This window comes from Pseudomonas sp. F007 (genome assembly GCF_057814275.1).
This window is the reverse complement of record NZ_JBVATA010000007.1, coordinates 167,508-181,959: the sequence shown is the minus strand read 5'-3', so window position 1 is coordinate 181,959 and position 14,452 is coordinate 167,508. Positions and strand designations below refer to the sequence as shown.

At 60.1% G+C, this 14,452-nt stretch carries 12 protein-coding genes; all 12 read right to left on the bottom strand.

Features of this window, described 5'->3' with window-relative positions; all coding sequences use genetic code 11:
* Window positions 1–63: 63 nt before the first annotated feature.
* Entirely contained in the window at window positions 64–1,539 is a 1,476-nt protein-coding gene (locus ACZYR5_RS18665; RefSeq protein ID WP_489090968.1) for a sigma-54 dependent transcriptional regulator, read from the bottom strand.
* Between the two features lie 175 nt (window positions 1,540–1,714).
* A complete protein-coding gene (fliT, locus tag ACZYR5_RS18660) occupies window positions 1,715–2,011 on the bottom strand; it encodes a flagellar protein FliT (protein WP_489090967.1) in 297 nt (98 codons plus the stop codon).
* 24 nt (window positions 2,012–2,035) lie between these two features.
* Window positions 2,036–2,437 carry a flagellar export chaperone FliS gene (gene fliS, locus ACZYR5_RS18655; protein WP_489090966.1) on the bottom strand — a complete coding sequence of 134 codons (402 nt, stop codon included), beginning with the start codon at window positions 2,435–2,437 and terminating at the stop codon, window positions 2,036–2,038.
* A 121-nt stretch (window positions 2,438–2,558) separates the two neighbouring features.
* On the bottom strand, window positions 2,559–3,923 hold the full coding sequence (fliD, locus tag ACZYR5_RS18650) for a flagellar filament capping protein FliD (protein WP_489090965.1): 1,365 nt from the start codon (window positions 3,921–3,923) through the stop codon (window positions 2,559–2,561).
* A gap of 82 nt (window positions 3,924–4,005) precedes the next feature.
* Complete coding sequence (locus ACZYR5_RS18645; RefSeq protein ID WP_489090964.1) at window positions 4,006–4,350, bottom strand: flagellar protein FlaG; 345 nt, start codon at window positions 4,348–4,350, stop codon at window positions 4,006–4,008.
* A 72-nt stretch (window positions 4,351–4,422) separates the two neighbouring features.
* Window positions 4,423–6,135 (bottom strand): flagellin N-terminal helical domain-containing protein, encoded by a 1,713-nt coding sequence (locus ACZYR5_RS18640; RefSeq protein WP_489090963.1) that lies wholly within the window; start codon window positions 6,133–6,135, stop codon window positions 4,423–4,425.
* 252 nt (window positions 6,136–6,387) lie between these two features.
* Window positions 6,388–7,314, bottom strand: coding sequence for a ketoacyl-ACP synthase III (locus ACZYR5_RS18635; protein ID WP_489090962.1), 927 nt, complete (start codon window positions 7,312–7,314; stop codon window positions 6,388–6,390).
* Between the two features lie 365 nt (window positions 7,315–7,679).
* Window positions 7,680–9,257, bottom strand: coding sequence for a flagellar hook-associated protein 3 (locus ACZYR5_RS18630; RefSeq protein WP_489090961.1), 1,578 nt, complete (start codon window positions 9,255–9,257; stop codon window positions 7,680–7,682).
* A gap of 14 nt (window positions 9,258–9,271) precedes the next feature.
* On the bottom strand, window positions 9,272–11,314 hold the full coding sequence (gene flgK / locus ACZYR5_RS18625; RefSeq protein ID WP_489090960.1) for a flagellar hook-associated protein FlgK: 2,043 nt from the start codon (window positions 11,312–11,314) through the stop codon (window positions 9,272–9,274).
* A 10-nt stretch (window positions 11,315–11,324) separates the two neighbouring features.
* Window positions 11,325–12,611, bottom strand: coding sequence for a flagellar assembly peptidoglycan hydrolase FlgJ (gene flgJ / locus ACZYR5_RS18620; protein WP_489090959.1), 1,287 nt, complete (start codon window positions 12,609–12,611; stop codon window positions 11,325–11,327).
* 10 nt (window positions 12,612–12,621) lie between these two features.
* Window positions 12,622–13,731 (bottom strand): flagellar basal body P-ring protein FlgI, encoded by a 1,110-nt coding sequence (locus ACZYR5_RS18615; RefSeq protein WP_489090958.1) that lies wholly within the window; start codon window positions 13,729–13,731, stop codon window positions 12,622–12,624.
* A 15-nt stretch (window positions 13,732–13,746) separates the two neighbouring features.
* Window positions 13,747–14,442 carry a flagellar basal body L-ring protein FlgH gene (gene flgH / locus ACZYR5_RS18610; protein ID WP_027620993.1) on the bottom strand — a complete coding sequence of 232 codons (696 nt, stop codon included), beginning with the start codon at window positions 14,440–14,442 and terminating at the stop codon, window positions 13,747–13,749.
* Between the last annotated feature and the right edge of the window lie 10 nt (window positions 14,443–14,452).

Here is a 14,452-nt window from a genome sequence, read left to right as displayed (position 1 = left end):
GCTTGTAGCAATACCCGTGCCGAAAAAAAACCGCTGATAAATCAGCGGTTTGTAAAACAGGCGTCAATCGTCCGCCTGTTCGTCTCCTTCGCGCCGGCTCATGCCGTACTTGCGCATCTTCTCCACCAGGGTGGTGCGACGAATACGCAGGCGCTCGGCAGCGCGGGCGACAATGCCATTGGCATCGTCCAGCGCCTGCTGGATCAGACCCTGCTCCAGGCCTCCGAGGTAGTCCTTGAGGTCCAGGCCTTCCGGCGGCAGCAAGGCGTTGGTGGTGAAGTCCGGGGTATGGCCGTTGATTGCCACCCGCTCTTCGAGATCGCTGCGCAGGCTGTCGACCATCTGCTCGTCTTCGTCGTCGACGTAGCGGAATTTCTTCGGCAACTCGACCACGCCAATCACCCCGTATGGATGCATGATCGCCATGCGCTCCACCAGGTTGGCCAGTTCGCGGACGTTGCCCGGCCAGCCGTGCCGGCACAGCGACATGATCGCGGCGGAGTTGAAGCGAATCGAACCGCGCTTCTCGTGTTCCATGCGCGAAATCAGCTCGTTCATCAGCAACGGGATGTCTTCGACACGCTCACGCAGCGGCGCCATTTCAATCGGGAACACGTTGAGGCGGTAATAGAGGTCTTCGCGGAAGCTGCCGACCTCGATCATGCTCTCGAGGTTCTTGTGGGTCGCGGCGATGATCCGCACGTCGACGCTCTGGGTCTTGTTGCTGCCCACGCGTTCGAAGGTGCGTTCCTGCAACACGCGCAGCAGCTTGACCTGCATCGGCAGCGGCATGTCGCCGATTTCGTCGAGGAACAGGGTGCCGCCGTTAGCCAGTTCGAAACGCCCGGCTCGGCTGGTGATCGCCCCGGTAAAGGCGCCCTTCTCGTGGCCGAACAATTCGCTTTCGAGCAACTCGGCCGGGATCGCGCCACAGTTGACCGGCACGAACGGCGCGTCGCGACGCTTGGAGTGATAGTGCAGGTTGCGCGCCACCACTTCCTTGCCCGTGCCGGACTCACCGAGGATCAGCACGCTGGCATCGGTATCGGCCACTTGCTGCATCATCTGGCGCACGTGCTGGATCGCCCGGCTGGTGCCGACCAGGCTGCGGAACAGGTTGGGTTCGCGATGGCGACCGCGCTCGCGGGCCTGGTCGTACATCTCGCGATAGACCTGGGCACGGTGCAGGGAGTCGAGCAGTTTGCTGTAGCTGGGCGGCATTTCCAGGGTCGACAGCACCCGGCGCCGCTGGTCTTCCGGCAGCTCGACGGAAGAATTATCGCCCATCAGCAAAATCGGAAGGAACTCATCCCAGCTCGCCAGTGTCTTTAACAGAGCCGACAACGAACCAGGTGCATTGACCGTCCCGATCAGGACGCAGATGACTTCACGACTAGACGACAAAGAGCCGACAGCCTGCTGCCAGTCATAACTTGCGCAGGGTAAATTTTCTTCACCGAGAAAATTTAAAATCACCGCCAGGTCGCGGCGGCGAACGCTATCGTCATCAATCAGCAGAATTTTGGTTTCACGCCACATGCAATAGCAACTTCCCTAGTCAACTCAATGCCCAATGAGAGGCAAGCGAGACGCCTGCGGGCACATTAAGCCTTATAGACGTCTGAATTCCGCAAACAGCCACTAGTTAAGTCAAAAAACCGCGCAGAGTCAAATTTATGGCGCAGATGCCCGGACAGGCTGATTAACCAAAGCGTCAACCGAACAGATGGTAAACCTTTGTGGCACCCTTCGCTTGCCTCATCTGGGCCATCTCGTCGACTACTGCCTGACGCTCATCCTTCGCCACATCGAGCAACTGCTTGTAGACCAGTAGCAGGCTCTCGAGATTTTCCCGCAGCGCCTGCTCATCGACCGGCGCCTCACTCAGCACTTCGTCGACACAACTGCGGCAGGCGACATCCAGTTCGCCAATCGCCGTCCAGTTGCGCTCGGCCAAGGCGTCGACCAGAGCCTCGCGGGTTTGTTCAATGCGTTGCAGGGCTTGGCTCATGCCTTCATCCTCAGGCCCGAAGGCCTATTGCGCGACGGCTTGCGTCGCGATCGCGTCCCAACCACTTTTCAGGGTGGCCAGCAGGCGGGCAACTTCGTCGATGATTTGCGGATCATTGCTGATGTTGGCCTTCAGCAGCTGGGCGCTCATGTAGTCATAGAGACTGGCCAGTTGCTGGATGCTCGCCGGATCCTCGGCCTTCTCTTCATCCAGGCCCTGGCGCAGGCCGGTGATGATGTCGATGGACTTGCTGATCATCAGGCATTTCTGCGCCACATCCCCGCGCTCCAATGCGCCCTTGGCCTGAGCCAGGCGATCAAGCCCACCCTCGTACAGCATCTGGATCAGCCGATGCGGCGTGGCCTCGGAGATCTGTGCATGGGAATTGACCTTCTGGTACGCACGAAGGGCTTTCATTGGGTTCATGTTGCTACCTCGGTACAGGCCACAGGCGAATGATTGGGTGCTTACCAGTTTTTCGACTGTCGCTACTAAAACTTTAGATGCGGGCACGGGCTTGACGGGGTGATTGAGCACCCCGCACTTATCAGTCCGACTTCGGATTGTTCAGCGAGTTGAGCGTGGTCATGATGCTGGAACTGCTGGCGTTGAGCTGGGCGATCATGGTGTCCATCGCGGTGTACTTGGCGCTCAAGGTTTTCTGCAAGGCATCCATGCGCCGATCCAGTTCGGCCTGCTGGGCAGTGAGATCAGTCAACTTGGTGTTGAGGTCGGTCACGCGACTCGCCAGGGATCCGGTGGTCCCCACGTAGGAGTCAGTCGCCTTGGTCATGCGCGCCACCAGACCAGTATCGCCGGTAAACATCTTGGCAATATCAGACGCGCCCTTGACCACAGCCTTGTCCCAGGTCTTGTCGTCCAGGCTCAGCAGACCGGTTTTCTGGTCGGTGGTGATACCCATCTGCGCCAGACTGCTCATGGCGCTGGAGCCCGAACTGTTGACCAGTTCGCTACGTAGGCTATTGACCAGCTGGCGCATCGACGCGTCGCCGGTCAGGGCGCCCGCAGTGGTGGTCGAAGCGTCGCCAGTAGCGGTGACCTTGGTCTGGGTGTTGATACTGGTCAGCAGAGCGTTGTAGGCGGTAACAAAAGACTGGACCGAAGTTTTCAGCGTGTCGGTGTTACTCGCCACATTGATGGTGATCGGCTTGTCCTTGTCGCTGGCGACCAAGTCCAGAGTCACGCCACTGATGGCAGCCGTCACCTTGTTGCTGGTGGACTCCATCGCGATACCGTCGATGGTGTACTTGGCATTCTGTGCCGCAGCCCCCTTGTCGTAACCCTGGACCAGATCCGAGTCACCGTTGAGGGTAATGTCGGTATCAACACCTGTGGTGTTGGAGCCAATCACCAGCCGCCCACCATTGGCATCGGTCAAGACGTTGGCACTGATGCCCTGAGCCGAAAGCTGGGTATTGATCGACTCACGGACTTCCTGCAGGGTGGCGCCACCGGGCACCAGCACGTCGTAACTCTTGTCGCCTTGATTGATCGTCAGGGTCTGGGCTTCGTCAGTGGAGTTTGCCTTACCCGAAGCCCCACCCTCGAACACCTTGCTGGTGACTTTCGAGGAGGTCGCCAGCTCGCTGACCACCACCACGTACTTGCCACTGGAGGAGCCGTCACCAAGGGTGACCTTGACGTTCTTGTCTTCGGACGAGGTCGCAGCGAGGCCGTTGAAGGCGGCCACGTTGTTCAACTTGGCGATTGCCGTCCGGTAGGTCTCCAGCGCACTTTTCACCGAGCCGACGGCCGACAGCTTGATCGTCGTGTCTTTCTGCTGATCGGTGATCTGGGTTTGCTTCGGCGCCTTTTCAGCCCCCACCAACGCCTTGACGATGGCCTGGGTGTCGTAGCCCGAACCGGGGCCGGAAATCGTTGAACTCGCCATGAGTAGTCTCCTTGTCCTGTGGCTGCCGCTTTATTGGCGCGTGCGCACGTTTGCGGCAGTCAGAATCATATTTCGTGCCAGCTCACACCTTGCTCTGAAACAGCAGGCTGCTGGCATCGCTCAGATTCTGCGCCAACTTCAGCGCGGTCTCCGATGGAATCTGTCGAATCACTTCACCGCTGTCGGTGGCGATCACTTTGACCACCACCTGGCCGGTGGTGTCGTCGATGGAAAAATCCAGGTTGCGTTGACTCGCCTGGACAAACTCGCGAATGTCGGTCACGGCCTTTTCCAGCGCCACACGCTGCGGCTCTTCGCTGGGCTGCCCATCCGCTTCTTTCGCAGGCTTGGCCTTCTGAGCCGGGACAGCGCCAGGCTGAGGGGTGCCAGCGTGATAAGACGGGTTCAGCTTGATGCTCATGTCCATGTCATCACCTCATAACCGAAAAAACGGAAGGGCACGTAGACGCGCCCTTCCGTTAGTTAACCGCGGCCGATATTACTGAAGCAGCTTCAGTACAGCGGATGGCAGTTGGTTGGCCTGGGACAGGATCGCAGTGGAAGCCTGTTGCAGGGTTTGTTGCTTGGTCAGTTCAGCGGCTTCGGAAGCGAAGTCAGCGTCTTCTACGCGGCCTTTGGCAGCCGAGGAGTTCTGCGAAATGCTCTGCAGGTTGGCCACGGTGCTGGCGAAACGGTTTTGCACCGCACCCAGCTGCGAACGCTGGCTGTCGATCTGCTGCAGGGCGCCGTCCAGTGCCTGAACTGCTTGCTGCGAAGTAGCAGCCGACAGGATGTTCAGGTCGGAAACGGTGGTGTCCATGGTCACTGCTTTCTTGGTACCGGCAGCGGAGACAGCAGTCAGACCCAGTGCAGCCAGGCCAGTACCGGCAGCGCCGTCCTTGACAGTGATGTCTTTGTCAGCGAACAGGTTCAGAGTACCGTCAGCGTTTTTGCTGGCGTTGACACCAGTGCTGGCGCTGTTGATCGAAGCAACGATTGCATCAGTGGTATCGCCCTTCTTGAACTTCACTTCAACGCCGTTAATGTCGACGGAAGTATCGGCAGTCAGCTTGGCCTGAGAAGTACCAGCCGACAGACCCAGTTGCGACAGCGAACCGCTCGAAGTGTTAGCCAGTTTGATGTCTTCGCCATCACCGGAGGTTACTTTTACACGACCATCAGTGAAGGTAGCTGTAGCGCCAGTACCTGCAGCTGCTGCAATGCTACCCAACACTGTTGAAAGAGTATCGGTATCAGCCCATGTAACAGCAGTGCCATTGACTGTGATTGCACCGGCCACATCCATTGTACTAGCTGTTGTAGGAGCAGCAGCTGCATAAGGACCTGCAGTCAAGTTAAGCGAGGCCAAACCGTCCGTAGCAGCACCACCTGCCAGGCCAAGCGTGATATCGCTTTTCGACGTCAGGGTCAAAAGGCCCGCAGCATCAGTGCTAGCAGTAACGCCGGTTTGAGCTGTTTGAGCGTTGATGTCTGCTGCTGCAGCGGTACCGGCTGCAGCACCTGCGGCAGCAGCCGTCAGATTGATTGTCACGCCGTTAATAGTGAGTGCATCGCCCGCAGTAATCGCACCTGCAGCTGCAGTACCCACCGCTGAAGCTTTGTCGCCCAACACCGAACCAGTCGCGGTCGCAGCCAACCCTGTCAGCGCAGTGCTGTTAACGCTTGCTTCGCTGTAAGAACCTTTCAGACCTGTGGCGCTGATGTCGGTCATACCGAACGAGATGGTTTCGTTGGCGTTGGCGCCGATCTGGAAGCCGATGTTGTTGAACGAGCCGTCCAGCAGATTACGACCACCGAAGGTGGTGGTGTTGGAAATACGGGTCAGCTCACCCACCTTGGCGGTGAATTCCTGCTGCAGGGAAACACGGTCAGCGTCGCTTTTATCACCGTTCGCAGACTGCAGGGCCAGCTCACGCAGACGTTGCAGCAGGTTGGTGGACTCTTGCATTGCGCCTTCAGCGGTCTGTGCGATCGACACGCCGTTGTTGGCGTTGGCGATGGCAACGTTCAGGCCTTTGACCTGGTTGCCCAGACGGTTGGCGATCTGCATGCCAGCGGCGTCGTCTTTGGCGCTGTTGATCTTCAGGCCGGAAGACAGGCGGCTCATCGAGGTGCTCAAAGCGTCGGAAGCCCGGTTCAGGTTTTTCTGAACGCCCAGGGAGGTGATGTTGGTGTTTACAGATAAAGCCATGACGAATTCCTCGTTGGTTGGGTGCTGCGGCTTCCGGCCCTGGCAACCGCCGGGTGTGGCCTAGAGAACCTTCGTAATAGTTATCGTCGTGAAAGCACTTTGCTTGAGCGGTTTTTTGCAATTTTTTGGTGGCAGGGTGCCAGCCCTTTGATTTCAAGGGTTTACAGGCAGAAAACTGACGTCAATAAAACGCAAAACGCCCGAGAGTTTTCACTCCCGGGCGTTTTGCCTTGAGGCCGGTGTTGCGGTGGTTCAAGGACGATGAAGAATCGCCGAACCCCAGGACAGGCCCACACCAAAGCCGCTGATCGCCACGCGCTTCCAGCTGGAATCGAACATGTGCTTTTCCAGCAACAGCGGAATGCTCGACGACACGGTGTTGCCGGTCTCGACCATGTCCTTGATGAATTTCTCCGGCTCCCCTTCGAAGCGACGGGCCACGGCGTCGACAATCGCCGCGCTGCCCTGGTGGATGCAGAAGGCGTCGATGTCTTCGGACTTGAGGTCCGAGTCATCCAGCAATTCATGCAAATGCGCCGGCACTTTGAGCAGGGCAAAGTTGAACACCTGACGGCCGTTCATGAAGAACACGCCATCGCTGACTTTCAGATGCGGTGCGCCGGAACCGTCGGTGCCGAACTTGGCCTTGCCCAGCTGCCAGGTGGCGTCTTCGCCCATCCAGGTGGCGGTGGCGGCGTCGCCGAAGAGCATGGTGGTGTTACGGTCTTCCGGGTCGACGATCTTCGAGTACGGATCGGCGGTGATCAGCAGGCCGTTCTTCAAGCCGGCGGCTTCCATGAAGCCCTTGATCGCATACAGGCCGTAGACGTAGCCGGAACAGCCCAAGGAGACGTCGAACGCGGCGACGCGAGTCGACAGGCCGAGCTTGTCCTGAACGATGGCGGAAGTGTGGGGCAAGCCCTCCTCGTCGCCGTTCTGCGTGACCACGATCAGTACATCGATGGCCTGGCGGTCGAGTTGCGGGTTGTTGGCGAACAAGGCGTTGGCCGCCTCGACGCACAGATCGGAAGTTTCCTGGCCAGCATCCATGCGCGGCAGAAACGCCGAGCCAATCTTGCCCAGAATGAATTCTTCATCCTTGGCGAATTTTGCGCCCTGCGCGTAGTTATCAAGCCCGTTCACTGGCACGAAACTGGCGATGCTTTTTATGCCAATCATTGTGGCTTCCCAAAACAGAATAACTGGAGATCACCGCTCGCACGATCGAGAGGCACTGATAACAAAGGGGTCCGACGCCGAAACAGACGCCAGACACGGGTGCCAAATCCATGAAAATCAACCCAGCAACTACCGGGCACCCGTCCCGCTCGTTTCACACGATACAGTGAAGATGCGCTTTATGACTCACAGGTCACTCTATTTTGTGTGCAATAGGCAAAACAGTTGCCCGACGGGAAACCTGCGGACGACCGAAAGCCGCCGAAAAACCTGTGTCAGCTGAAGGACTTGCAGACTGGAAAGGCAGATGGAGCAAAGATGACCGGTCGTCACTGCGCACAGTGCCAACCGGTATTGAGGCGGGATCAGAGCTTGTTGAACAGGGTCAACTGAGAAATCTTCACAAATGCCAGTTGCGAGGCTTCGAGCATGGCCTTCTGAAACGCCAGCTGGATCGAGGCGCTGGCCATGTCGGTGTTGCCAATGGCCGAGGTGGTCGAGTCGTTGGCCAGGCCCAGGCTGATGTTTTCGTTGGCCTGGATATCGATGGTCTTCAACCGGGCGCCGATCGAGCCCCGTGCGTTATCAATGCCGGCACTGGCGTTCTGTAGATTGCCAATGGCCGAGTTGATGGCATTCTTCTGCTTTTGCTGGGCAACCAGGTCGCCATCACTCGGCATGGCCAGGGCCTGGCGCAACTGACTGATAGTATCCAGCGCGCTCTGGGTCTGGTGGTTGTTGGCGCCGATGACGAACTGGTCACCGGACTTGACCGCACCATTGAAATCGAACTTGACCCCGGCAGCGGTCAACGAATCGCCGGTGGCATTCAGGCTGCCCTTGCTGATCGCCTTGCTGTTGGCGGTCAACGGCTGGGAATAGATTTCATAGTCGGTGTCGCTGGTGAACTTGATCACCGCACCGTTGCTCGGGAAGCTGTCGCCGTAGGCCTTGGCATCGACCACGCTGGAGCCGGTGATTTGCGCCGTCGAAGGGTTGCTCGGGGTGCGCGACGCGTTGAAGCTGTCCGGCTTGGCTTCGAGGGTGAAGACCTTGCCTGCCACGGCTGCATCCCGGTCCGCCGCAGGGACGTCATCGAGGTTCAGGCTGATATCGAACTTGACCCCGCGCAGGCTGACGCTGTGGGCGCCCTCCTTGCTGGCGTCGAAGGTGCCATTGCCCGGCACTTCCGAGGTCACGTCCTTGCCGGTGGCATCCTTGAGAATGTACTGAGTGCTGCTGGTGAATTCCAGGCTGTACGGTTGGCCGTCGGCAAAGCTTTTGTTGTACGTCTGATTGGAGGTGATCAGACCGTCCGAGACCGCGACCTTGCCGTCATTCACCGACGGCGGCTGCAGCGTGGCCTGGGTACGCCCGGTATTCAGCGCGCCTTCCATGATGCTCTTGGCCGTGTCACTGGAGGCCATGCTCAGGGTGTCGGAGATCTGCAGGTTGAGCTGCGTGTCATCGCCCTGATAGGTGTAGGTGCCGTCGTTGTTGCGCACATAAGGCGGCACATCGGTCTTGGACCCTGAGAACAAGTAATTACCGGACTCGTCCTTGCTGTTCAGCAGGCTGAACACCTGCTCTTCGATATTGCCCAGTTCGTCGGCGATGGATTTGCGATCGGCGTCGCTGATGACACCGCCACCGGACTGAATGGCCAATTCGCTGACTTTCTGCAGAGCGGTGTTGATGCTGTCGAGCACGCTTTCCTGGTTGGTCAGGGCCGACTTGATGCCATTCATGTTGCCGGCGTACTGCAGCAGGGTGTCTTTCTGCTGCTGCAACTGCAGCAGACGGGCCGCACCGACAGGATCATCCGCCGCTGTCTGGACACGTACGCCCGAGTCGATCTGATCCTGGGTCTTGACCACCGACGAGAAGTTGTTCTGGTACTTGGCGGTACTGGTCTCAAAGAACTGAGCCGTGGAGATACGCATCGTCGATGACTCCCTTAAAGACTGTTGATCAGTGTCGTGAATGTGTCTTGCGCGACCTTGATGATCTGCGACGACGCGGTGTAGTACTGCTGGAACTTGACCAGGTCGCTGGCCTCTTCATCGAGGTTGACCTGGGACACCGAGCTGCGACTGGTCTTGGCATACTCCAGCGCGGCGCTGTTGGCGGTGCCGTCGACGCTGGCCTGGCTGGCCTTGCCACCGACCGTGGACACCAGGTGGCCGTAGGCCCCGCCCATGCTCATGCCGGCACTGCCGCCGCTGACACCGACAGTGGCCTTGTTCTGCAGGGCCAGCAGTTCGTTGGCGTTGCGGTTGTCGGCCTTGCCGTCCCGGTTGAACTTGATGTCGAAGCTGTCGCCCTTGCCCGGCGAGCCGCTGATGGTGGTGTCGAAGCCAATGGTCTTGTTGCTGCCATCAGGGTTCTTCACCGGATTGCCCGCGGCATCCAGCACCGGCACGTTGATCGTGACCTTGTTGGCCTGGCCGGGAACGATGCTGCCCGTGCCGATTTCGTCGCCCGCCTCGTTAAGCACGCGGTAGGTCTGGGTACCGTCCTTGGCTGCGTCAAAAGCGATGCGCACTGGCATCGCGCCTTCGATCTGGCCCTGCAACTGGCTCAGGTCGGCACCGCCGTAGATGTCCAGCATCGACGACAGGCTCGGTGCGCTCAACACACCCGAACCACTGTTGGAACTGCCCTTGTCCGCCACCAGCGGCGCGGCGAACGCCAATTTGCTCGGGTCGCTCAATTGCACCGTCATGTCGCTGGCACCGGTGCGAGTCGGGCTGACCTTGAAGCTGTCGCCGGCACTCAGGCCACCGCCATTGAGCTTGAGGCTGAAGCCGTCAATCATGTCCGGCGGATTCTTGGTCACGTCGAACGGGCCCAAGGTGGTGCCGTCGGAACGCTTGACCGTGTAATTCTTGTCGCTGCTGAACGTCACCTGATAGTCATAGGTGGTCAGCTTGCTGCTGTCGCCGATGGTCACGTCAAGATTGCCGGAACCGGCGCTGTTGCCTGAAGTCGCCAGGCTGCGTTGGCTGATGGCCTGGGCACTGTTGATGTTGTTGAACAGCGAAGAACCGAACTCGCCATTGGCATCCAGGCCCTGCCCCAACTGCTTGTTGATCGCATCGGAGACCACCAGCGCGGTGCGCCCCAGGTCGTTGATGGCCGGCGCCAGCACGTCCTCGCGATAGCGCAGCAGACCGCCCATCTTGCCGCCGGTGATCACCGAGGTCACTTCGATGCTCGACTGCGGGTAGTCGATCTGCAGGCTGAATTGACTCTTGTCAGTCTTGCCCGGCACCGCCGTGAGGGTGCTAGCGGTGTTGCCCAGCACCAGCGACTGGCCGGTACCGAGGGAGATGTCGTAGACGCCGTCGTGTTCCTGGACCTTGACCCCGACCAGCTCATTCAGCGAGCGCACTGCTTCGTTACGGGCGTCCAGCAGGTTGTTCGGGGTGCTGCCGGATTTGCCGTACTGGGTGATCTGCTGGTTCAGCGAGGCAATGGTCGCGGTGTGCTGGTTGACCATTGAGGTCAAGGTGCTCAGCTGACTGTTGATGCCTTCGTTCTGTTGCGTGAGCTGGCTGGCGATCGAGTTGAAGCGATTGCTCAAGGTCTGCGCATTGGTCAGCAGCAGCTGCCGCGCCGAGGTATCGCCCGGGTTGCCGGCAGCGGTTTGCAGCGAGGCGAAGAAGCTGCCGAGCGCGGCCGAGACACCGGTGTTTTTGTCCGAGAGCAGCTTGTCGACGGAGCTGACCTGATCGAGATAGGCCTGGGCATCACCATTGAGCGAGGTGGTGGTCTGCAACTGCGCGTCGACGTAGGCGTTGTACACCCGGCGCACATCGGCCAGGGTGGTGCCGCTACCGATGAACACGCCGCCGACCTGCTGCGAGCCTGCAGTACCCTGGACGATTTGTTGACGCGAGTAACCCGCGGCGTTGGCGTTGGCAATGTTATTGCCGACGGTGGCCAACGCAGCCTGACTCGCATTCAGACCCGACATCCCGATATTGATCAAGCTCATGATTCAGACCTTATAAATGCATGGGAGAACCCGCCGCGGCGTAGTTCTCGTAACTCTTCATTTGTTTGGCAATCTGCGAAATCTTGCTGGCGTAGTTCGGGTCGGTGGCGTACCCGGCCTTTTGCAACTCGCGTACAAACTGTTCGGGGTTATCGGCCGACTTCAGCACTTCTTGATAGCGATTGTTGCTCTGCAACAAGGTCACCAGGTCATGGAAGCTGTCCTGGTAAGAGGCATAGGAACGGAACTCGGCCGTTTCCTTGACCATCTCGCCGTTGCGAAATTCGCTGGTGATCGCCCGCGCCTGCGCGCCCTTCCAGGTGCTGCCGGTCTTGATCCCGAACAGGTTGTGGCTGCTGTTGCCGTCGGCCTGGCGCATGACCGATTTGCCGTAGCCGGTTTCCAGCGCAGCCTGGGCCACCAGGTAGCGCGGGTCGACGCCGATGCGGTCGGCGGCCTGCTTGGCCATGGGCAGCATGGTGTCGATGAATTCGCTTGGCGAGCTGAAGGATTTTTTCGCCGGTGCCAGCGGCGGCTGGGCCATGGCTCGGCCATAGACCTGCAGGCGACCGCGCTCGGCGGAATAACTTTGTGCCGGCAGCCAGTCGCCTTTCACCAGCGCATTGCCTTCGCTGGTGGCGCGGGTTGGCAGCGTGGTGGTGGCGTTGCTTGCGGCAGCCCCCGAGGCCGACGGCACCAGCCCGGCCAACAGACGATCCGCCAGCTTCGGCGGCAAGGCCAGGCGGCGCTGGTTGATCAGCGCCATGTCGTTGCTGTGCCCGCCACCCTCGCCTGCCCCTTGCGGCGCGTGGACCGAACGCGAGGCCCACAACGGACGCTGGCCGTTGAGGCGCGACAGCGGCCCATCGGTGGCGGTGGTGCCGGCGGCAATTGGCGTCTGCACCGCCGCCTTGGCCGCTTCCTGCTTGGCCGCCGACAACTCGGCTGCCTCGCCCGGAGCCAGCGGTTTGTTTTTCGACATCTGCCGCATCAGCACATCGGCCAGGCCAATGCCGCCACCCTCGCGGGACATCGAGACCGCCAGTTGCTGGTCGTACATTTCCTGGTACTGCTTGGCCGCGGCGGTATTCAGCGGGTTGTCCTGGCCCAGGGCTTCGGTGGCCGAGCGCATCGACTTGAGCATCTCGTTGAGGAACAGCGATTCGAATTCCTGCGCCACCTTGCGCATGTTGCCGTCGCTGTTCTTGTCGCCGACCTTGAGCTGGTTAAGCCGGTTGAGGTCCGAGTAGGAACCCGAATCGCTGCTGCTGACCAGCCCGCTCTTGCGCATGTCCATGGCCGCTACCTCAAATCACGATCAGGTCGGCTTGCAGGGCGCCGGCCTGTTTCAAAGCTTCGAGGATCGCCATCAGGTCACCCGGTGCCGCGCCGACCTGGTTCACCGCACGCACGATCTCGTCCAGCGTGGTGCCCGGGCCGAACTTGAACATCGGCTTGGCTTCCTGCTGCGCGTTGACGTTGGAGCGCGGGACCACCGCCGTCTGGCCGTTGGAGAAAGCCCCCGGCTGGCTGACGATCGGGTCTTCGGTGATGGTCACGGTCAGGCTGCCGTGGGTCACTGCCGCCGGCGAGACCTTGACGTTCTGGCCGATGACGATCGTGCCAGTGCGCGAGTTGATGATGACCTTGGCCACCGCCTGGCCCGGATCGATTTCGAGGTTTTCTAGGATCGACAGGTAATCGACACGCTGGCTCGGATCCAGCGGCGCGGTGACCCGGATCGAGCCGCCATCGATCGCCTGGGCCACGCCAGGGCCAAGCATGTTGTTGATCTTGTCGACGATGCGCTTGGCGGTGGTGAAGTCGGAACGGTTGAGGTTCAGGGTCAGGCTGTTGCCCTGGTTGAAACCGCTCGGCACCGCACGCTCCACCGAGGCGCCGCCGGGAATACGTCCGGCCGAGGGCACGTTGACGGTGATCTTCGAACCGTCGCGACCTTCGGCGTCGAAACCGCCGACCACCAGGTTGCCCTGGGCGACCGCGTAGACGTTGCCGTCGATACCCTTGAGCGGGGTCAGCAACAGGGTGCCGCCACGCAGGCTCTTGGAGTTACCGATGGAGGACACGGTGATGTCGACCTGCTGACCCGGCTTGGCGAACGGCGGCAGGTCGGCACTGATCGATACGGCGGCGACGTTTTTCAACTGCACGTTGCCCGAACCCGGCGGCACCTTGATGCCGAACTGCGAGAGCATGTTGTTGAAGGTCTGCAGGGTGAACGGGGTCTGGGTGGTCTGGTCACCCGTGCCGTTGAGGCCGACCACCAGGCCGTAGCCGATCAATTGGTTGGAACGCACGCCTGAAATACTGGCGATGTCCTTCAGTCGCTCGGCCTGCGCGCCGAGGGAGGTGGACAGCAACAACACAGCCGCCATCAGGTGCTTGAAATTCAGCATGGGGATAGTCATCACCTAGAAAGGGAACAGCGGACTTAAGAAGAAACGATCGAACCAGCCCGGCTGGCTGGCATCGGCAAACGAGCCGGTCCCCGAGTAGGTGATGCGGGCATCGGCAACCCGGGTCGAGGACACGGTGTTGTCGGTGGAAATATCGTCGGCGCGCACCAGCCCGGCAATCCGTACCAGTTCGTCGCCGGTGTTGAGGGTCATCCACTTCTCGCCACGCACGGCAATGATGCCGTTGGGCAACACGTCGGCCACGGTCACGGTGATCGAACCGGTCAGGCTGTTGCCCTGCCCGGCCTTGGCGTCGCCCTTGGTCGCGCGGTCGCCGCTGTAGCCGGCTTCCAGGCTCAGGTCGCCACTGCCGAACGGGTTATTGGTATTGGGCACGCTGCCGAACAGCGAGGTCAGGCCGATGTCGGCCTTGCTGGTCTTGCCCACTTGCGAGTTGGCGTTTTTGCTGGCCTGGGTTTTTTCATTCAGGGTGATGGTGATGATGTCACCGACCCGGAATGCCTTGCGGTCGCTGTACAGGTTCTGTTCGAAACCGGCCTGGTAGATCGAGCCGTTGTTGGCGGCGGCCGGCAACGGCGTGCGTGGCAACACCGGGGCGTAGTAAGGGTCATTGGGTTTCGGCGTCGGCCCGACGCAGCCCGCCAACGCGGCGATCCCACTCAATGCGAGAACAGATACAAAGCGATTCATGACCCTAACC

Bases quoted from the DNA above. Each gene is read 5' to 3' on its own strand.
- ACZYR5_RS18640 (WP_489090963.1), bottom strand. From the start codon at position 6,135: ATGGCTTTATCTGTAAACACCAACATCACCTCCCTGGGCGTTCAGAAA.
- fliT (WP_489090967.1), bottom strand. From the start codon at position 2,011: ATGAGCCAAGCCCTGCAACGCATTGAACAAACCCGCGAGGCTCTGGTC.
- ACZYR5_RS18635 (WP_489090962.1), bottom strand. From the start codon at position 7,314: ATGATTGGCATAAAAAGCATCGCCAGTTTCGTGCCAGTGAACGGGCTT.
- flgJ (WP_489090959.1), bottom strand. From the start codon at position 12,611: ATGGACATGCGCAAGAGCGGGCTGGTCAGCAGCAGCGATTCGGGTTCC.
- ACZYR5_RS18645 (WP_489090964.1), bottom strand. From the start codon at position 4,350: ATGGACATGAGCATCAAGCTGAACCCGTCTTATCACGCTGGCACCCCT.
- fliD (WP_489090965.1), bottom strand. From the start codon at position 3,923: ATGGCGAGTTCAACGATTTCCGGCCCCGGTTCGGGCTACGACACCCAG.
- flgH (WP_027620993.1), bottom strand. From the start codon at position 14,442: ATGAATCGCTTTGTATCTGTTCTCGCATTGAGTGGGATCGCCGCGTTG.
- flgK (WP_489090960.1), bottom strand. From the start codon at position 11,314: ATGAGCTTGATCAATATCGGGATGTCGGGTCTGAATGCGAGTCAGGCT.
- ACZYR5_RS18630 (WP_489090961.1), bottom strand. From the start codon at position 9,257: ATGCGTATCTCCACGGCTCAGTTCTTTGAGACCAGTACCGCCAAGTAC.
- ACZYR5_RS18665 (WP_489090968.1), bottom strand. From the start codon at position 1,539: ATGTGGCGTGAAACCAAAATTCTGCTGATTGATGACGATAGCGTTCGC.
- ACZYR5_RS18615 (WP_489090958.1), bottom strand. From the start codon at position 13,731: ATGCTGAATTTCAAGCACCTGATGGCGGCTGTGTTGTTGCTGTCCACC.
- fliS (WP_489090966.1), bottom strand. From the start codon at position 2,437: ATGAACCCAATGAAAGCCCTTCGTGCGTACCAGAAGGTCAATTCCCAT.